Origin of the sequence: Gordonia phthalatica (assembly GCF_001305675.1) — a bacterium.
Lineage (GTDB): Bacteria > Actinomycetota > Actinomycetes > Mycobacteriales > Mycobacteriaceae > Gordonia > Gordonia phthalatica.
In genome coordinates this window covers 1,271,401-1,289,623 of the sequence record NZ_CP011853.1, presented here as the reverse complement: position 1 = coordinate 1,289,623, position 18,223 = coordinate 1,271,401, and the positions used below count along the sequence as shown (strand labels likewise).

The window sequence follows — 18,223 nt, the reverse complement described above, 5'->3', positions numbered from 1 at the left end:
AGAGTGGTCGATGTGAAGGTGACGGTACTCGTGGGCGGCGTCGGCGGCGCCCGTTTTCTGCAAGGCGCACGCGAACTCTTCGGACGCACGCCCTTTCCGCAACTCGACGGAGACCCCGATTCGGCGAATACGGTCACCGCGGTCGTCAACGTCGGCGACGACGCCTACATGCACGGCGTGCGGATCTGCCCCGACCTCGACACCTGCATGTACACGCTCGGCGGCGGCATCGATCCCGAACGCGGGTGGGGACACAGGAACGAGACCTGGAACGCCAAGGAGGAACTCGCGGCGTACGGTGCCGACCCGGACTGGTTCGGTCTCGGCGACCGCGATCTGGCCACGCACCTGATCCGCACCCAGATGCTCGACGCCGGCTACCCGCTCTCTGACGTCACCGCGGCCTTGAGTCGACGCTGGCAGCCCGGCGTCCGCCTGCTGCCGGCCAGCGATCAACGGCACGAGACGCACGTCGTCATCGACATGCCGGGCGCCGAGAACGGCGAACGGGTCGCCATCCACTTCCAGGAGTGGTGGGTCCGCCACAAGGCGCAGGTCCCGACGTACAGCTTCGCCCAGGTGGGGCGCGACGAGGTGAAGCCGGGGCCCGGTGTCCTGGAAGCGATCTCAGACGCGGACATCGTCCTGCTGGCCCCCAGCAACCCGGTCGTCAGCATCGGCGCGATCACGGCGGTGCCCGGCATCCGCGGGGCACTGCGCCAGACGAAGGCACCCGTCGTCGGCATCAGCCCGGTGATCCACGACAAGCCCCTGCGCGGCATGGCCGACGCGTGTCTTTCGGTGATCGGCGTGGAGACCTCGGCACAGGGCATCGCCGAGCATTACGGTGCGCGCAGCGGAAACGGCATCCTGGACGGCTGGCTGATCGCCGAGGGCGACGAGGCGAAGGTGGACGGCATCGCCGTCGCCTCCGCTCCCCTGCTGATGACCGATCCCGCCGCCACCGCGGACATGATTCGCGCCGCCTGCCGACTGGTCGGAGTGAGCACGCCGTGACCGACTCCCCCGCGGCCGACCACCGCGCCCCCGACGGGCTGCGCGTACTGCCCGTCACCGGGCTCGGCGAGTTCGGCACCGACAGCGATCTGGCCGCCGAGATCGTCGCCGCGGCGCCGTGGATCGCCGACGGCGACATCCTTGTCGTCACCAGCAAGGTCTTCTCCAAGACCGAGGGCCGCATGGTGGCCGCACCGACCGGCCCCGACGAGCGTGATGCCTTCCGCCGCAAGCTGATCGACGACGAGACCGTCCGGATCGTCGCCCGCCGCAACCGAACGCTGATCACCGCGAACCGCAACGGCCTGGTCCAGGCGGCCGCGGGAGTCGACGGTTCCAACGTCCGCACCGATCAGATCGCACTGCTGCCACTGGACCCCGATGCGAGCGCCGCGGGTCTCCGTACCCGGCTCGCCGACGACTTCGGCCGGTCCGTCGCAGTGATCGTCACCGACACGATGGGACGGGCCTGGCGGACCGGGCAGACCGACGTCGCGATCGGAGCCGCAGGCATCGCCGTCAGCCACCCGTACGACGGTGTGGACGACAGCTACGGCAACACGCTGATGGTCACCGACATCGCGATCGCGGACGAACTCGCGGCCGCGGCCGATCTGGTGAAGGGCAAACTCGACGGCGTGCCCGTCGCCGTGGTGCGCGGCATGCCCTTCCACGACGACGGCACCGCGGCCCGCGACCTGGTGCGCGACCTCGACGACGACATGTTCCGACTCGGCGTGGAAGAGGCTCTGGCGCAGGGACATCGGGAGGCACTGCTGACGCGCCGCTCGGTGCGACGGTTCGCCGACGTCCCCGTCGACCCCGAGATCCTGCGCGCCGCGTTCGCCGACGCGCTGACCGCTCCGGCCCCGCACCACACGCATCCGATCCGCTTCATCTGGGTCCGCGACCGCGACCGCCGGCGACGCCTCCTCGATGCGATGGCCGACGCGTGGCGCGCGGACCTCTCGGCGGACGAGAAGACGCCGGAGTCCATCGCCAAGCGCGTGCAGCGCGGCCAGATCCTGTACGACGCACCCGAACTGGTGATCCCGGTGATGACCGGCGAGGGCATGCACGAGTACCCGGACGAGCGCCGCAACCGGTGCGAGGACACCATGTTCCTGGTGGCGGGCGGTGCCGCCGTCGCCGGTCTGCTGGTCGCACTCTCGGCACGTGAGGTCGGCAGCTGCTGGGTCGGGTCGACGATCTTCGCCGCCGACGTCGTCCGAACCGAACTCGACCTGCCGGGCGACTGGCAGCCGCTGGGCGCCGTCGCGATCGGACACCCCGAGGAGCCCGCCGGACTGCGCTCCCCCGCCTCCACCGACGGATTGGTGATGGAACTGTGAGCACGCCCGGATCCGCAGCCCTGCACGCGGAGGCCACCGCGGCCCTCACCGCCTGGTCGGCGCCGAATCCGAACCAGGACTCGATCCGCCACGCCTACCTCGCATTCCTGGCCGCCGCCGAGAGCGGCTGCGAACGCGCCTGCGAGGCAGGGCATCTCACCGCGTCGGTGATCGTCTTCAACGCCGAGCTGACCCACGTCCTGCTGACGCTGCATCCCCGCGTCGGCAAGTGGCTGCAACTCGGCGGGCACTGCGAGCCGGAGGACACGACTCTGCAGGCCGCGGCGCTCCGCGAGGGCTTGGAGGAGTCCGGCCTGCCGTCGCTCACCATGTCGACCGGGCCGGTGCAGCTGCACACCCACCCGATCACGTGCTCGCTCGGCGTCCCCACACGACATCTCGACGTCCGGTTCGCGGCCGTCGCCGACCCGACATCCGACGGGTCCCTGCCGGAGATCGTCATCAGCGATGAGTCCACGGACCTCGCCTGGTGGCCCGTGGACGCGCTGCCCGAGAAGATCGACGCCGAGTCGGTGCCGAGCCTCATCGAGATGGGCCGGGCCGCGCTCCGCCCCACCTAGGAATGTCTCAACCAGCGGAAAGGCCCGAGCGCAGCTCAACCAGTGGAACCCGCCCCGTCAGTCGGTGACCCGGATGATCCCGTGGGCACCGCGCTCGGCGTCGATCATCGAGTGCGTGACGAACGGGTAGTTGCCCTTCTCGCCGAAGCTCAGCTCCACGAAACCGCCCTGCGCGGGCGCGAGGTCGAGGACCTGGCTGCCGCCGGACTGCGGGTTGTCGGGCCGGAGAAGGTAGGCGCCCTCCTTCCACACGGTGTCGAACTGGCCGCCGATCACGTGGAAAGCCGAGCCGCGGTTCGGTCCCGCGGACAGGACCCAGATCCGCACCCGGTCGCCGACCTTCGCGGTGAGCGGGCGGTGGTCGTACTGGTCGGCGTAGCCGTTGAAGACGACGAGGTCGGGCCGTTCGGCGACGATCTTGTCCGCGTTCGCGGTGCCGTCGGGTCCGCCGAGGAAGACCTCCGACTGCACCAGGACGTACTCCTGGTCGACGGGCGGCAGGTTCGGCGAGTCGATGATGACGGCGCCGAACATGCCGTTGGCGATGTGCGTGGACATCGGCATCGTCGAGCAGTGGTACAGCCAGATGCCGCTGCGCGTGGCGGTGAACGAGTACTTCAGCGACTGGCCGGGTTCGATGGTCCGCATGGGCCCGTCGGGTGCCAGGGCGCCGGCGTGGAAGTCGATCGAGTGCCCCATCGACGCGGAGTTCGTCAGGGTGATGTCGAAGCGGTCACCGACCCGCCCGCGAAGCGTGGGTCCCGGCGCCCCGCCGGTGTACTTCCCGTCTGGTCCGACGGTGCCGTACGGCCACTGGGTGACGGTGACGCCGGGCGCCACCTGACGCTGCACGTCGCGGACGTCGAGGGTCATCGTGTGGACGCGCTCGGTGGACAGCGCGGGGATTCGCGGGTCGCGGGCGACGAAGCCCGGGCCGGGGTCGGCGGCCATGTCCATCGACGGCATGGAGTGCTCGCCGGGTGAGGTGGTGGGCGGCGCGGTCTCGCGGGGTGCGCCCTTGACGACGACGTCGAGCACCATGCCCATCTGCCGGTGTCCGGGGAGCGAGCACCAGCCCTGCATGGAGGAGCCGACGACGCCGACGTCGAGGGTGGCCTGCCCGCCCGGTGTCAGGCGCGGCGTGCGGACGCCGTTGGGCATCACCAGGTCGTGCGTCTGGGTGCCGGTGTTGGTCAGCTCGATGACGAGGCGGTCGCCCCGCGGCACCTCGATGCTGCCGGGGGTGAACCGCATCCCGGTGATGCCGAGTTTCACCGTGGTGGTGTGGCCGGTCGCGACGACCGACGACTGCTCCCCGCCGGGCAGGCCGACGGCGGCCGGGTCGATCGCGACGCCGACCGCACCCGCCACGACCACTGCGGCGACGCCCGCGGCGAGCGCGCCGAGGACGTTCGGACCCGGCCGGTCGGTGGGCCGGGGACGCGGGCCGTCGGTCTCGGCGGGCCGCAGTCCCTTGACGGCCGCCCAGACCGCGAGCGGGATGAAGCTCGCGAGAGCGATCACCGCCACCCACGCGGACAGTCGGTGGGGCCAACCGTCGCCCGGGAGCGCCCACACCAGCAGTCCGGCGTTGGCGGCGCCCACGCGGGCCGGCCCCCAGTAGTCGAGGGCGCGCATGGCCTGCTGGGTCGCCGACGGCTTGCGGCCCAGGACGACCGGGATCAGATAGCTGAGCGCGCCGAGCAGCACCTGCGCCAGGAAGCCGCCGAGCAGGGCGGTGGTGAGGACGTCGAGGCGGTCGTACGCGGTGGCCCAGTCCGGCGCGGTGGCATAGGCGACCGCGAGGACGACGAGACCGCCCATCAGCCAGGCGACGCCGGCCAGGACCGACAGGCTCGCGAATCCGGTGGGCTTCTTGCGGCGCACCTCGTCGACGTGCGACCACGCGACGTAGCCGAGCGTCGCCGCGTAGACCAGAACACCGACGACGGACACGGACAGGATGCCGAGCAGCGCACCGAGGACGATCAGCGACACCGCACCGCACAGGGCGGGCAGGGCCCGCGCCGCGGCGCGCTCCACACCGTCGGCCATGCGGGTGCGCAGGATGGTGGGCCATAGCGTCACCAGGGTGCCGATGACGGTGATGCCGATCCACCCGAAAACGTTGAGGCCCGCGTGGGCGACGGCGAGCCGCTCGTGCCAGTCGCCGGGCAGGTCGTCGCGCGTCATCGTCGCGCCGAAGCCGATGCCGACGAGCAGGAAGGCCGCCGACGCCACGTAGAAGCGGACCATGCCGCCGAACCGGGACGGCAGCGCCGTGCGGATGCGACGGACCAGGTCGGCGCAGTGCCAGGCGACGGCGGCGAAGGCGACGGTGGCGCCCGCAAGGATCGCCCACCAGACGGCGCCGCGTGCCCCGCCGTCGGCGGTCGCGACGACGCCGTACCCGACGACCACGGTGATGGCGCCGGCGTTGAACAGGGCCAGGCGCAGCGCCTGGGACCGCCGGTTCTCGGCGTGCGAGAGGCGGAGGACGGCCTCGGTGAAGTACCAGCTCCAGATGAGGATCGCGTTGCTTGCAGCACCGAGCCCGAGGAGGTGGATCATCAGCCAGTGCGATGAGGCGACGGCGTCGCCGGCCACGGCCACGCCGACGAGGGCGGACAGCCAGGCGAGGACCACCGCACCGACGCGGAGGTTCCAGGTTCCGAGAGTCACGACGCCGCCTTCACACGGTCGGCCGCCGGGCGGGCGGGAGAAGTTCTGATGACGACCGAGGCGACGGCGATCACCACGAAGCCGAGGACGGCGACCACGTTGAGGACGCCGCCGGCCTGCACGGCCCACAGTTGGTCGGCACCGTCGCCGACGACGATGCGCAGCAGCAGCGAGGCGTGCAGCAGGATGGCGGGGGCGTACATGATCGGCCGGTACGGCAGCGGGCGCCGCAGGACGGCGGGCAGGATGATCGGCGCGTGCGCCATGATCATCGAGATCACGAAACCCAGAAAGACCGCGTGCGCGGACGCGTCGTAGGCGGGGCCGGAGCGGACCGGGCCTGCGACGATCCAGACGCCGCCGGCCACGAGCAGCCACACGTAACCGGACAGCAGGCACGCGGCACTGAACCGCGGCAGACCGGTGCTCCGGATGGTCTTGCCCGCGACGTCGTAGCGCAGCAGCCAGGCGGTCAGGAGGATCAGGGTGACGCCCATGACCCGGTACCCGACGTCGGGCCACAGCAGGGAGGCCGGGATCGCGACGAAGTACGCGGCGCTCGCGGCCAGCGCCCAGCCCTCCACGTTCTGCACGAGGAAGGCCACCCGCGCCAGCTCCAGCCGCTCGCCGGCGATGGTCAGGACCAGGAAACCCGCAAGCCACGGCAGGATCCACGGGATCGGGACGCCGGCCGCGTACATCACCGCACCGCCGAGGGCGATGACGCCGCCCCACGCCTGCGCGAGGACCGCGGTCGCCGCGTTGCGGCGCCACAGCGGCACGTACAGGGCGGCGAGGGCCGCCGAGCCGACGGCCACCGCGGCACCGCCGACCGCGTTGTTCGGCACCAGGATGAGCAGCACGCCGCCGAACCCGAGACCTGCCGGAGCGAGGAAGCCCCAGAGGCGGCCGAGCGCCACCGAGCGCTCCAGAGCGACGACGGTGCCGACGAAGCTGTAGACCATGAGGATGCCGTGGACGTCGGCGAGCCGACTCGCAGTAACGGGTGCGCTCAGTCCCAGCAGGAGCAGGGCGGCGTCGAGGCCGGCGAGGAGTGCGAAGCCACCGGGGATCAGGAGGAGCAGTCGCAGGCGGGTGGAGTCGGAGAGGGACTTCTCCGTCATGACTGCCGCGCCGACGGCAGTCGCAGCGTGCACGAACCCCGACGCGCGAACGGTACGAGGACCGGGTTCCCCACCTGGTCGTCGTCGCCGAGGATCCCGCGGATCAGGCCGAGGTGCAGTTGACAGGTCACCTCGGGATATTCGCGAGCGGCGTCGAGCAGGGGGCAGCGAGTCAGCGCGAACGAATCCTCCGACTCGGCGACCGGTGCGAAGCCGACGCGACGGAGGTCGGCGACGACTCGCCCGCGCGCGTGGGGTTCGGCGTCGGACGCCAGTTCCCGGCCCCACTTGCGGCCCAACTCGCGGGCGTCGGCGCGCGCGTCGACTGCGGTCTGCGACAGATGTCCGGCCAACACCATCGCCATGCTGCGGTAGGCGCCGAAGCGCTCGTCGGTGTCGGGTTCGGCGAGCCGGTAGATCCACGCGGGACGGCCGCGGCCGGTGCTCTCGGCGCGCTGGCGCGTCGCGAATCCCGCTTCGACGAGGGCGTCGAGGTGCTCGCGTGCGGTGTTCACGTGCAGGTCGAGGGCTTCGGCGACGTCGGCGACCTTCAGTCCGCCTCCCCCACTCGCGTCCTGCTGACGCAGGATCTGGAGAACGGCGCCCTGGCGGCCTGTCACCGTCGCCGGGGCGTCGACGACGGCCGGCGACGGACCCCAATTCTTTTCCACGATGACAACCGTATTTAAATTTGCGGCGGAACGGTAGCGCCCGCGTCACATTCCGTGGTTTCGACACGGTCCTGCGCTGTCGCTCCGGACCGGCTCAACCAGCGGTCCGGCTCGCGGAACGGTAGCGTCCGCGTCACAATTGCAGAGACGAGCTCCGCTACTCGATGACTTGATTCTTTCCGACCGTCACGATTCCGCCCGGCGAGACCACGTATCGCTCGCGGTCGTGCTCCAGGTCGACGCCCAGCTGGCCGCCGTCGGCGATCCGGACGTTCTTGTCGAGGATCGCGTTGCGCACGACCGCGTTCTTGCCGATCCGCACACCCGGCATCAGGACGCTGCCCTGCACCACCGCGCCCTCGTCCACGAAGACGTTGTTGGAGAGCACCGACCCGTGCACCATCGCGCCGGACACCACCGTGCCCGCACCGACCACCGAGTCGTTGGCGGTGCCGCCGCGGACGAACTTCGCGGGCGGCAGGTGGCTGGTCTCGCCGCGGATCGGCCAGCGCTTGTTGTAGAGGTTGAAGACCGGGTTCTCCGAGACCAGATCCATGTGCGCCTCGTAGAACGAGTCGAGCGTCCCGACGTCGCGCCAGTAGCCCTTGTCCCGTTCGGTCTGGCCGGGAACGATGTTGTCGTCGAAGTCGTAGACGTAGGCCTCACCGCGATCGACGAAGGCGGGGATGATGTCGCCGCCCATGTCGTGATCGGAGTCGGCGTCGGCGGCGTCGTCCTTCAACATCGCGACGAGGGCGTCGGCGGTGAAGACGTAATTGCCCATCGATGCGAAGGTGACGTCCGGGTCGTCGACCGTGCCGGGCGGATCGGCCGGCTTCTCCAGGAACTCGGTGATCCGACCTTCGTCGTTCGCATCGATGCAGCCGAAGGCGAACGCCTCGCTGCGCGGCACCCGGATGCCCGCGACGGTGACCGACGCACCGGACTCGATGTGCGCCTGCACCATCTGCGACGGGTCCATCCGGTACACGTGGTCGGCGCCGAACACGACGATGTACTCGGGTTCCTCGTCGTAAATCAGGTTCATCGACTGGTAAATGGCGTCGGCGCTGCCGGTGTACCAGCGGGGCCCCAGACGCTGCTGCGCCGGAACCGGGGTGATGAACTCGCCGTGGAAACCCGACGACCACCAGGTCTGCGAGATGTGCTTGTCGAGCGAATGCGACTTGTACTGCGTCAGCACGCAGATCTGTTCGTACCCGCCGTTCACCAGATTCGACAGCACGAAGTCGATGAGGCGGTACGAGCCGCCGAACGGCACGGCGGGTTTCGCCCGGTCCATGGTCAGCGGATAGAGCCGCTTTCCCTCACCGCCGGCGAGGACGATTCCGAGAACATGCGGTTGTGATCTCACGATGTCCAACATATCCGGCGTGACCTGCCTGGACCACTCGACGGAAAAATCCCAGTGGCCGCCGATGTCACCGCCGACGTGCGACGGTGACCGTGACGTCGAGCGTGGCGGGCACCGGATCGCCTGCGCTGAGTTCCGCCGCGGCGGTCGCGAGTTCGTCGCGGCTGCGGTGGAACCCGGCGGGTCCCATGGCGGCGACATCGACGAGTCGATCCTCGTCGAACACCGCCTCCGCGGTGACTCGAGTGGCGGTGACGTCGTCGAAGTCGGCGGCGAGGTCGTGGGCCAGGCGTGCGCTCTTGCCCTCCCTCACCGACAGCATGTGCATGGGTTCGACGATCTCCGCGAGATGACCGGGTTCGGGGGTCACGACGACCCACCGGCCGCCCGGCGCCAGGACGCGTGCGGTCTCGGCGGGGTTCCGGGGCGCGAAGACCGACAGGACGGTGTCGGCGACGCCGTCGCGGATCGGGAGGCCCGCCCACAGGTCGGCGACCACGGAGAAGCCTCGCGGATGTCGTTTGGCGGCGCTGCGCGCGCAGTAGCGGGAGAGGTCGAGGCCGACGCCGACGGCCGAGTCGCCCGCGGCGTCCAGTGCGGCCGCCAGATACTGGCCGGGGCCGCCGCCCGCGTCGAGGATCACCGACGCATCGCGGCATTCGGCGGCGACCGCAGCGGTGATCGGCAGGTAGAGCCCGGCGTCGAAGATCCGTCCGCGCGCCGCGACCATGTCGGCGGTGTCGGACCGGTGATTGGTGCCCTTGCCCGTGAGCAGGGAGACGTAGCCCTGCCGGGCCACATCGAACGAGTGCCCGGTGGCGCATCGCAGGGACGCACCGACCGGGCCGAGCGCGCCCGCACAGATCGGGCACGCGAGAAGATCTGCCGCGGCGTTCCACCGCGAGCCTGCGGAGTCGCTCAGGCGGTGACCTCGCGCAGCGCCTCGCCCAGAGCCGAGGCCTCTTCGTCGTTCAACTCGACGACCAGGCGTCCGCCGCCGTCGATCGGGATCCGTACGACGATCCCACGTCCTTCCTTGACCGCCTCGAGCGGTCCGTCCCCCATGCGTGGCTTCATCGCCGCCATCTGTCGTGCTCCCTTCATATGGATTTCACGATGTTCCGACCAATGATACTTCGCGCACAGGTGTGCACTGCGGGCAGTACGACCGTCGACGGCACGCGAGCGCCGATCCGAAACGAAATCAGGTCACAAATCCGGGCGGTCCGACGGCGTCGATTCGGGGTCGGCCGAACGGATGGCGACACCCGACGCCAGTTCGTCGCGCGCCCGGAGGTCGTGCACGACGGCGCGCAGCTCGTCGATCTCGCGGGCCAGCTTCTCCAGGGTCCAGTCCACCTCGGACGCCTTGTAGCCGCGGAAGGTCTGTTGGAAGACGACGCGACGGACGTCGTCGCCCTCGATGCCTGCGCGGGGCAGTCGCGTGAGGGTGGTCCCCTTCTCGATCGGGGGCAGCTCCTCGCCCCGCCCGAAGACGAACCACACGAGCGCGAAGAGGAGCGCGACCATGAGGGCCACGCCGATCACATATAGTCCGATCGTCACCACGTGTTCAGGGTAGCGAGTTGATCGGGGGCCGCTCGCCGCGGAGGAGTTCGGTGGTGTGCGGGGTGAAGCCGCCGTCGGGTTCGGGGACGAACTGGATGAGTCCCGCACCCGAGTCCTCGATGCCGCAGCGGTCCAGCAGGGTCGCGACGATCTGCCTGCTCATCACCGACAGCTCGTGCAGCGGCCGGTTGCGGTGGCTGCGGACACCGAGGTTCACCTGCCCGATGCCTGCGAGGCCGTATCGGTCGTAGGTGTCGATGAGAAGACCGATCTCGACGCCGTAACCGGGTGCGAAACGCACGGACGCCAGCAGTTCTCGGGTCCCGGCGTACTCCCCGCCCAGCGGTTGGCAGACCTCGCCGAGCTCGGGCTTCAGCGCGGTCAGGAGAGGCCGCGCGAGGAGTTCGGTGACGCGGCCGCCGCCACCCGGCTCCTGGGTGTCACCGGTCCGCAGGGGACGCCGGTAGTAGCCCTTCACCAAATGGATGTCGGGGTCGGCCAGCAGCGGTCCGACCATCTTGGGCACGAACATCGGGTCGGGGTCGATGAGGTCGGAGTCGACGAAGGCGATCACGTCGCCGGTGGTCGCGGCGATGGAGCGCCACAGCGCCTCCCCCTTGCCGGGGGCGGGCGGCAGGTCCGGAATGGCCTCCTCGCGGGTGATGACGCGGGCCCCGGCGGCACGCGCGCGGTCCGCGGTCCGATCCGTGCTCCCGGAGTCCAAGACGATCAGTTCGTCGACCAGCGTGCCCAGCAGCGGTGCGATGGTCGCGATGACTCCCGCGACCGTCGCCTCCTCGTCGAGGGCGGGCAGCACCACCGACACCGTGCGGCCGTTCTTGGCGGCGACGAGGTCGTCCACGTTCCATTCGGGGTGGTCCCAGGTGTGCGTGTGCGACCAGCGCGCCTCGCCGTGGTCGGCCCACGCCACGCCCTCGTGCCCGGGGCTCATGCGAGTCCTCGGACGGTGCAGGCCGGCGGCCTGGTGCCGAGAATCGACGCGACCATGTCGACCACGCGGCGGGTGTCGGCGACCTCGTGGACCCGGAACATGCGGGCGCCCTGCGATGCGGCGAGTGCGGTGGCCGCGAGGGTGCCTGCGACGCGATCGCCGAGCTCGGCGTTGAGCGTCTCCCCGATGAAGTCCTTGTTGGACAGCGCCATCAGCACCGGCCAGCCGGTGTCGACGAGGCGGTCCAGATGCCGCAGCAGTGCCAGACCGTGATGGGTGTTCTTCCCGAAGTCGTGCGTCGGGTCGATCAGGATGCCGTCCTCGCGGACGCCGGCCGCGCGGGCGCGTTCGGCGGCGGTCGTGACCTCGGTGACGACATCGGCGACCACGTCGTCGTAGGCCACGCGATGCGGCCGGGTGCGGACGCGCGCGCCACCGGTGTGCGAACAGACCAGTCCGGCGCCCGCGTCCACTGCAACCGAGACCAGGCCCGGGTCGACGCCCGCCCACGTGTCGTTGATCATGTCGGCACCCGCCTCGCAGGCCTGAGCCGCGACCTCGGCGCGCCAGGTGTCGACGCTGATCAGGATGTCCGGATGGGTGCGGCGGATCCACGCGATCATCGGCACCACGCGCCGGGCCTCCATGACGGCGTCCACCTCGTCGCCCGGGCCGGCCTTCACCCCGCCCACGTCGATCATGTCCGCCCCCTGCGCCACCACCTCGTCGATGCGCGCCTTCGCGGCGTCGTCGGTGAAGGTGGAGCCGTGGTCGTAGAACGAGTCGGGAGTTCGGTTGACGATCGCCATGACCAGGGCACGGTCGACGGCGACTGGCCGACCGCAGAGGGTCGCGGCCGGACGGGCGTTGCTCACCCTCTCACCCTACGATGCTCCCCCGCAGCGTCAGCGCGGGGCCTTCGCCGCGGCGACGTCGGCCGCGTAGCCGTCGTAGAAGGGCACGTAGCCGTCGTTCCGCCCGGACAGCACCCACACCGTGTCGTCGCCGACCTCGGCGTACGCCTCGTTGCGGAGTTCCACCTTGCGGTTCTTGAAGGTCGACGTGGTCTCGATCTCCGGGACGAATCGCACGAACAGCGGCAGCGCGTACGCGGGCAGCGTCCGGTACAGCTGGTCGGCCAGCTCCTTCGGGTCCATGTCCTGCTCGGGACGCAACTGCACGGCCACCATGCCCGCGCGGCCGTCGCAGCCCGGCACCTCGACGCCGTAGGCGACGGCCTGCTCCACCGAGTCGATCCCGTCGAAGGCGCCCTCCACCTCGGTGGTCGCGACGTTCTCGCCCTTCCAGCGGAAGGTGTCGCCGAGGCGGTCGACGAACGCGATGTGCGCGAAGCCGAGTTCGCGGACCAGGTCGCCGGAGTTGAAGTACGCATCGCCGTCCTTGAAGGCGTCGCGGATGATCTTCTTCTCGGTATCGCTGTTGTCCGTGTATCCGTCGACCGGGACGCGGTCGCTGATCTGCGCGATCAGCAGGCCCGGCTCACCCTTGCGGACCTTGCGCAGCCGTCCCTTCGCGTCGCGCTTGGCGGTGCCGTCGTCGTTGTACTCGACGACGCGGAACGGCAGCGGGCAGAAGCCCGCGGTGCGCTTGACGTCGAACGCGTTGACGAAGGCCAGGTTCAGTTCGCTGGCACCGTAGAACTCGACGACGCGGTCGATCCCGAAGCGCTCGGTGAACTCGTCCCAGATCTCCGGGCGGAGGCCGTTGCCGACCATGATGCGCACCGAATGCTTGCGGTCGGTCGGCTTCTCCGGCTGGGCCAGGAGGTAGCGGCACAGTTCGCCGATGTAGCAGAAGGCCGTGGCCCGGTTGGTGATGACGTCGTCCCAGAAGCGCGAGGCGGAGAACTGCTTGCTGATTGCGATGCAGGCTCCGGCGGAGAGCACGGCGCCGAGCGACACCGACAGCGCGTTGTTGTGGTACAGCGGCAGCGCGACGTACATCGTGTCCGACGGGCGCAGCCGGACGGCGAGGCCGCCGATGCCGTCGTAATTGGCAAGCCAGCGGTTGTGGCTCATCACGCTGGCCTTCGGCAGGCCGGTGGTGCCGGAGGTGAAGATGTAGAAGGCGGTGGTCGACGCGGGCAGGTGCTTGGTGACGGCCGGGTCCATCTCCGACTTGCCCGCGGCGGCCTCGTCGAGCGCCGGGAAGTCGAGGACGTGGGCGGGCAGGCGGTCGGGACTGATGGACTCGTAGGCCTCGCTGCACTCGGGGTCGTAGACGAGGACCTTGCCACCGAGCAGCTTCATGCTGTGGTCGATGACCTCGTTCCGCTGGTTGTAGTTCAGCATGCCCGCGACCGCGCCGAGCTTCAGCGCCGCGAGGATCACCATGAGGTCGGTGGGACTGTTCTTGGCGAGGATGCCGACCACGTCTCCGGTTCCGACACCACGATCGGCGAGGACTGCGGCGTAGCGGTTCACCTGGCGGTTCACCTCACCGTACGACATCGACTCACCGTTCCAGCGGATGAACGGCCGGTCGGGATGATCGGCGGCGTGCTTGGCGAAGATCTGGCCGATGGTGCGCTTGGCGGCCGGCGGGCGGACGATCATGCCCGGCACGTGGGTGGCCATGGCGGGCAGATCCGGCACCATCCTGGCAACGCCCCGGACGATGTCTTTGATGCCGACCCTGCTCGGAACCTGCGTACCCATCGAATGCCTCACTTCATCGTCGTCCGGGTGAACGCCGCCACCTTACCCGTTAGTCAGATAGGCGATGCTGTCACCCACGGTGTCACATACTTCGAGCTTATCGAGCGCCGCCTGCGCGACGAAGCCTCTCGACCGAAGATCATCGAGCCAGACGAGCAGCGGATCGTAGAAGCCACCGTGATTCAGCAGGACGATCGGCTTGCGGTGCTCACCGAGGTAGCCGCCGGTCCACGTCTCGAAGAGCTCCTCGAAGGTGCCGATGCCGCCGGGGAGGGTGATGAATCCGTCGGCCATCTCCTCCATCAGACGCTTCCGCTCCCGCATGGTGTCGGTGACGATCAGCTCGGTGGAGTCGAGGTCGGCGACCTCCTTCTTCATCAGGTGCTCGGGAATGATGCCGATGGTCCGGCCGCCGGCCTCGCGGGCGGCGCGCACGACGGCGCCCATCATCGAGACATTGCCGCCGCCGGTGACCAGGGTGAGTCCGGCGTCCGCGATCGCGGTGCCGGTCGCGGCGGCGAGGTCCAGGTAGTCCTGATCCACCGGACCCGACGCGCAGTAGACGCAGATAGCGCTCACCGGCGGGCCGCCTTCACGATGATCGCGACCGCTTCCTCGGTGGTGTCGACGACGTGCAGCAGGTCGATGTCGCCGGGCGAGATCATGCCCTCGCCCTCCAGCGTCGTCCGCAGCCAGTCCACCAGCGGCCCCCAGAACTCGGTGCCGATGAGGACGATCGGGAACTGGAGGACCTTCTTGGTCTGCACCAGGGTGAGCGCCTCGAACAGCTCGTCGAGCGTCCCGAAGCCGCCGGGCAGACAGACGAAGGCCTGGGCGTATTTGACGAACATCGTCTTGCGGACGAAGAAGTACCGGAAGTTCATGTTGAGCGTGACCCACGGGTTCGCGTGCTGCTCGAACGGCAGCTCGATGTTGAGCCCGATCGACTCCGCACCCGCCTCGTAGGCGCCGCGGTTGGTGGCCTCCATGACACCCGGGCCGCCACCGGTGATGACCGCGAACCCCTCGTGAGCCAGGCGTCGGCCGAGGTCGCGCGCCGTCTCGTACTCGGGGGTGCGCTCCTTGATACGGGCCGAACCGAAGACCGTGACCGCCTCCGCGACGTTCTCGAGCGCGTCGAATCCGGAGACGAACTCCGATTGGATGCGCAGCACCCGCCAAGAGTCCTTGATCATTCGCTGCGCGGCACGCTGCGGATCGCGGGGGTCGATCCATTCCAGGAGCCTGCGGTCGGAGGGGATGACTTCGGCCCCCTCCTCCACGCGGACCTGGACCGCGCCGAGGTTGCGCACCGAGGCGTCGTCGGGCCCCGGCACCCCCGAGCGCCAGGAGGCCGGACGCTCTGCAGGTCGGGTGGGGTCGGGCGACGGTCCTTCAGTCATGCGGCGACACTAGCAACCCGCACGGGGCGACGCCCGGCAAGACCGCCGCTCATGCGCTCACGCGTCGCGGATCTCGAAGACCGGGAATCGCGGTGCCGCGGCCTGCAAATCGGCGAGCGGGGAATCGGCGGTCAGACCGTCGACGAACGCCGACACCTGCCATCCCCATCGCCGCAGATACTCGCGCAGAAGGTCCGGCTTCGCCTCGTCGTCGAGTTCCACGAGGATCACGGACGCCGTGCTCCGGCGCCGCCGCAGGCGCACTTCTCCCCCGGCGCGCACGTTGCGCACCCACTGGCTGGAGCCGCGTGGCGAGACGAGGTAGCGCCGCCCGTCGACGTCAAGGACGTTGACCGGCCGGGCGGTGACGTCGCCCGAGACGCGCCCGGGGACGAGCAGTTCGTGGCAGTCGTGGGGTGCCACCCCGACGCGGACGAGTCCGCCGACGGCTCGGTTCGAGACGGCGAGCAGCCTGCCGCCGCGCTTCTCAAGCTGGGACATCGAATCCTCCATAGTTGCTGTAGGGCGGCACGATGGCCGCGAGGTTGACGACGACCGCGACCGCGGCGAACCACACCGCGAGATCGGCGCGATGCATCACCGACCAGATCGCAAGTGACGCCGCGACGAAGAGCACCACCTTGACGACAAGCTTCAGGACCGCCACGTCGACCACCGGCATCGGCGACGCGAAGAGCGCCCACAGAGCGACGACGACCGTCGCGGTCCCGATCGCGGCGAGCCATCCCGTCCAGCCGCGGTCGGCGAGCAGCCAGGCGGCCGTCGCGAGCACCCCGACCATGGCGAGCTCCAACAGGAACACGACGGTCGCCAGCGTCCAGACGTAGATCGAGGTCATACCACTCTCCTCACATTCGAGAACACTGCTCTCTCTTTTTGAAGATAGTCGCGTCGCCGCCGATAATCAAGAACAGTGTTCTTGAATTCTGGATTTCGTCGGAGCCGCATGCGAGGATGGCCACGACATGAGTGAGACGGAGAACGCCGGACCGCGGGCCCGCAACCGGGCGGTCGTCGAACAGCGACTGCGGGCCATCGGCCGCCGCCACCTGGCCGAGCACGGGGCGGCCGCGCTGTCGTTGCGCGCGATCGCGCGAGACATGGAGATCGCGCCGTCGGCCCTCTACCGGTACGTGCGCAGCCGCGACGATCTGCTGACCGTCCTGATCGTCGACGCCTACGACGACCTCGCCGACGCGCTAGACGCCGCGGTCGCCTCCCGGCACACACCGCGAACACGCTTCGTCGCCTTCGCCGACGCGCTGAGACTCTGGGCGGTCGCGAATCCGAGCGAGTACGCACTGATCTACGGTTCGCCGGTCCCCGGGTACCGGGCGCCCGCCGAGCAGACCGGTCGCGCGGGCGAACGCCCGCTGCGGGCGCTGGCCGACATCGCCGCCGCGGCATCTGCCCCGGCGCCGGACGGCACCGATCCCCGTGTTCAGACGGCTGCGGCCGACGCCCTCAGACTCCTCGCGTCCGACCCGGCGGTTCCGGCCGACACCTCACCGGCGGTGCTCGCGCGCACGATCGCCGTGTGGAACCTGTTGCTCGGCAGCATCTCCAGCGAACTCTTCGAGCAGCTCGGCCCGATCACCGACGATCCGGCGGCGGTGTACGCGGGGGTCGTCGATCTGGGGGCGGCGCTGCTCTTCGGTGAGGGCGTCGGTTAGGGAGTCGAGAGGTACGATCGGAGGATCCGAGTGACCTCGGTGATCTGCTCCACCGGAACCCGCTCGTCGACGCGGTGCGCGAGGCTCGGGTCGCCGGGACCGAGGTTCACCGCGGGGATGCCGAGTGCGGCGAACCGCGACACATCGGTCCACCCGTACTTGGCGCGGAACTTCCCGTCGGCCGCCTCGACGAGCTTCGCGGCCGCCGGGTTCGCCAGGCCGGGGAGGGCCCCGGCGGCGGAGTCGGTGACGGCGGCGGTCAGGGTGCCGTCGGCGAGGTCGGCGGCGAAGACCTCCCGCACGTGGTCGTAGGCCTGCTCCGGGCTGCGGTCGGGCGCGAATCGGAAGTTGACGTCGACGTACACCTCGTCGGGGATCACGTTGCCGGCGACGCCACCGTGGATCGCCACCGCCGACAGCCCCTCGCGGTACTCGCAGCCGTCGATGTCGACGCGCCGCGGCTCGTAGTCGCCGAGCGTGGTCAGCATGCGGCCCATCTTGTGGATCGCGTTGTCACCCATCCACGCCCGCGCCGAGTGCGCGCGCGTGCCGGTGGCGGTGAACCGAACACGAAGCGTCCCTTGGCAACCGGCTTCGATCTGACCGGCGGTCGGCTCGCCGAGGATCGCGACGTCGCCCCGCAACCAGTCGGGCAGCTCCCGCTCGATCGCGTTGAGGCCGTTGAACTCGGCGGCGATCTCCTCACAGTCGTAGAAGATCAGGGTCAGGTCGTGCGCGGGCTCGTCGAGAGTCGCCGCCAGGTGCAGGAAGACGGCGTCACCGGACTTCATGTCGACGGTGCCGCAGCCGTGCAGGACGTCGCCCTCGTCGTCGGTCACGGTGCGCCGCGAGGGCACGTTGTCGACGATCGGAACCGTGTCGAGGTGCCCCGCCAGGATCACCCGGGTCGGCAGCCCCCGGTCGGTGCGGGCGAGGACGCAGTTCCCCTGCCGCAGCACCTCGAAGCCGTTCAGCTGGTCGCGGATCGCCGCCTCGACGGCGTCGGCGATCAGGGTCTCGTCACGACTGACGCTCGCGATGTCGACGAGGGCGGCCGTCAGGTCGATCGGATCGGCGGACAGGTTCAACGCGGGGAGAGTCACAAGAATTCATCGTAGGCGGATG

At 69.9% G+C, this 18,223-nt stretch carries 19 protein-coding genes; 4 read left to right on the top strand and 15 right to left on the bottom strand.

Features of this window, described 5'->3' with window-relative positions:
- Nucleotides 1-12 precede the first annotated feature (12 nt).
- From cofD to ACH46_RS05995, 3 genes are read left to right on the top strand one after another with little or no spacing between them, the layout of a single operon-like run.
- The gene (gene cofD, locus ACH46_RS06005) at nt 13-1,017 is read left to right on the top strand and encodes a 2-phospho-L-lactate transferase (protein ID WP_062395042.1); all 1,005 of its coding nucleotides are present in this window, start codon (nt 13-15) and stop codon (nt 1,015-1,017) included.
- Nucleotides 1,014-2,369 (top strand): coenzyme F420-0:L-glutamate ligase, encoded by a 1,356-nt coding sequence (locus tag ACH46_RS06000; RefSeq protein WP_062392114.1) that lies wholly within the window; start codon nt 1,014-1,016, stop codon nt 2,367-2,369. The genes cofD and ACH46_RS06000 overlap by 4 nt, the downstream gene beginning before the upstream one ends.
- Nucleotides 2,366-2,950 carry an NUDIX hydrolase gene (locus ACH46_RS05995; protein ID WP_062392113.1) on the top strand — a complete coding sequence of 195 codons (585 nt, stop codon included), beginning with the start codon at nt 2,366-2,368 and terminating at the stop codon, nt 2,948-2,950. Before ACH46_RS06000 ends, ACH46_RS05995 begins: the two co-directional genes overlap by 4 nt.
- Nucleotides 2,951-3,007: 57 nt before the next feature.
- Here the strand turns inward: ACH46_RS05995 and ACH46_RS05990 are convergent, their stop codons facing one another.
- From ACH46_RS05990 to ACH46_RS05930, 14 genes are all read right to left on the bottom strand, one after another.
- Nucleotides 3,008-5,632 (bottom strand): multicopper oxidase domain-containing protein, encoded by a 2,625-nt coding sequence (locus ACH46_RS05990; protein ID WP_062392112.1) that lies wholly within the window; start codon nt 5,630-5,632, stop codon nt 3,008-3,010.
- The gene (locus ACH46_RS05985; protein ID WP_062395040.1) at nt 5,629-6,756 is read right to left on the bottom strand and encodes a hypothetical protein; all 1,128 of its coding nucleotides are present in this window, start codon (nt 6,754-6,756) and stop codon (nt 5,629-5,631) included. The genes ACH46_RS05990 and ACH46_RS05985 overlap by 4 nt, the downstream gene beginning before the upstream one ends.
- Nucleotides 6,753-7,427 carry a helix-turn-helix transcriptional regulator gene (locus tag ACH46_RS05980; protein WP_062392111.1) on the bottom strand — a complete coding sequence of 225 codons (675 nt, stop codon included), beginning with the start codon at nt 7,425-7,427 and terminating at the stop codon, nt 6,753-6,755. Before ACH46_RS05980 ends, ACH46_RS05985 begins: the two co-directional genes overlap by 4 nt.
- Before the next feature lie 157 nt (nt 7,428-7,584).
- Nucleotides 7,585-8,802, bottom strand: coding sequence for a glucose-1-phosphate adenylyltransferase (gene glgC / locus ACH46_RS05975; protein WP_062395038.1), 1,218 nt, complete (start codon nt 8,800-8,802; stop codon nt 7,585-7,587).
- Nucleotides 8,803-8,869: 67 nt separating this feature from the next.
- Nucleotides 8,870-9,631 (bottom strand): methyltransferase domain-containing protein, encoded by a 762-nt coding sequence (locus ACH46_RS05970; protein ID WP_062392110.1) that lies wholly within the window; start codon nt 9,629-9,631, stop codon nt 8,870-8,872.
- 89 nt (nt 9,632-9,720) lie between these two features.
- On the bottom strand, nt 9,721-9,888 hold the full coding sequence (locus ACH46_RS20755; RefSeq protein ID WP_006895853.1) for a DUF3117 domain-containing protein: 168 nt from the start codon (nt 9,886-9,888) through the stop codon (nt 9,721-9,723).
- A gap of 123 nt (nt 9,889-10,011) precedes the next feature.
- Entirely contained in the window at nt 10,012-10,371 is a 360-nt protein-coding gene (locus ACH46_RS05965; RefSeq protein WP_062392109.1) for a DivIVA domain-containing protein, read from the bottom strand.
- 4 nt (nt 10,372-10,375) lie between these two features.
- The gene (locus ACH46_RS05960) at nt 10,376-11,323 is read right to left on the bottom strand and encodes a glucosyl-3-phosphoglycerate synthase (RefSeq protein WP_082399426.1); all 948 of its coding nucleotides are present in this window, start codon (nt 11,321-11,323) and stop codon (nt 10,376-10,378) included.
- Nucleotides 11,320-12,132: a dihydropteroate synthase gene (gene folP, locus ACH46_RS05955; protein ID WP_226995854.1), complete on the bottom strand. Its 813-nt coding sequence runs from the start codon at nt 12,130-12,132 to the stop codon at nt 11,320-11,322. Before folP ends, ACH46_RS05960 begins: the two co-directional genes overlap by 4 nt.
- Before the next feature lie 96 nt (nt 12,133-12,228).
- A complete protein-coding gene (locus ACH46_RS05950; RefSeq protein ID WP_062392107.1) occupies nt 12,229-14,001 on the bottom strand; it encodes a long-chain-acyl-CoA synthetase in 1,773 nt (590 codons plus the stop codon).
- 42 nt (nt 14,002-14,043) lie between these two features.
- Nucleotides 14,044-14,580, bottom strand: a complete 537-nt coding sequence (locus ACH46_RS05945) for an LOG family protein (protein WP_062392106.1) — start codon at nt 14,578-14,580, stop codon at nt 14,044-14,046.
- Nucleotides 14,577-15,404: an LOG family protein gene (locus ACH46_RS05940; protein WP_062392105.1), complete on the bottom strand. Its 828-nt coding sequence runs from the start codon at nt 15,402-15,404 to the stop codon at nt 14,577-14,579. The genes ACH46_RS05945 and ACH46_RS05940 overlap by 4 nt, the downstream gene beginning before the upstream one ends.
- A gap of 57 nt (nt 15,405-15,461) precedes the next feature.
- Nucleotides 15,462-15,905: a nitroreductase/quinone reductase family protein gene (locus tag ACH46_RS05935; RefSeq protein ID WP_120298701.1), complete on the bottom strand. Its 444-nt coding sequence runs from the start codon at nt 15,903-15,905 to the stop codon at nt 15,462-15,464.
- Nucleotides 15,892-16,263 carry a DUF2568 domain-containing protein gene (locus ACH46_RS05930; RefSeq protein WP_062392103.1) on the bottom strand — a complete coding sequence of 124 codons (372 nt, stop codon included), beginning with the start codon at nt 16,261-16,263 and terminating at the stop codon, nt 15,892-15,894. The genes ACH46_RS05935 and ACH46_RS05930 overlap by 14 nt, the downstream gene beginning before the upstream one ends.
- Before the next feature lie 127 nt (nt 16,264-16,390).
- On the opposite strand from ACH46_RS05930, the gene ACH46_RS05925 reads away from it, so the two are divergent.
- Nucleotides 16,391-17,098 (top strand): TetR/AcrR family transcriptional regulator, encoded by a 708-nt coding sequence (locus tag ACH46_RS05925; RefSeq protein ID WP_062392102.1) that lies wholly within the window; start codon nt 16,391-16,393, stop codon nt 17,096-17,098.
- On the opposite strand, the gene dapE is transcribed toward ACH46_RS05925, so the two are convergent.
- Entirely contained in the window at nt 17,095-18,201 is a 1,107-nt protein-coding gene (dapE, locus tag ACH46_RS05920; RefSeq protein WP_062392101.1) for a succinyl-diaminopimelate desuccinylase, read from the bottom strand. The two genes, ACH46_RS05925 and dapE, sit on opposite strands and share 4 nt — an antisense overlap.
- Nucleotides 18,202-18,223: the final 22 nt, after the last annotated feature.

Bases quoted from the DNA above. Each gene is read 5' to 3' on its own strand.
- ACH46_RS05960 (WP_082399426.1), bottom strand. From the start codon at position 11,323: ATGAGCCCCGGGCACGAGGGCGTGGCGTGGGCCGACCACGGCGAGGCG.
- ACH46_RS05985 (WP_062395040.1), bottom strand. From the start codon at position 6,756: ATGACGGAGAAGTCCCTCTCCGACTCCACCCGCCTGCGACTGCTCCTC.
- ACH46_RS05940 (WP_062392105.1), bottom strand. From the start codon at position 15,404: ATGACTGAAGGACCGTCGCCCGACCCCACCCGACCTGCAGAGCGTCCG.
- ACH46_RS05930 (WP_062392103.1), bottom strand. From the start codon at position 16,263: ATGACCTCGATCTACGTCTGGACGCTGGCGACCGTCGTGTTCCTGTTG.
- folP (WP_226995854.1), bottom strand. From the start codon at position 12,132: ATGGCGATCGTCAACCGAACTCCCGACTCGTTCTACGACCACGGCTCC.
- ACH46_RS05935 (WP_120298701.1), bottom strand. From the start codon at position 15,905: ATGTCCCAGCTTGAGAAGCGCGGCGGCAGGCTGCTCGCCGTCTCGAAC.
- ACH46_RS05950 (WP_062392107.1), bottom strand. From the start codon at position 14,001: ATGGGTACGCAGGTTCCGAGCAGGGTCGGCATCAAAGACATCGTCCGG.
- ACH46_RS20755 (WP_006895853.1), bottom strand. From the start codon at position 9,888: ATGGCGGCGATGAAGCCACGCATGGGGGACGGACCGCTCGAGGCGGTC.
- ACH46_RS05925 (WP_062392102.1), top strand. From the start codon at position 16,391: ATGAGTGAGACGGAGAACGCCGGACCGCGGGCCCGCAACCGGGCGGTC.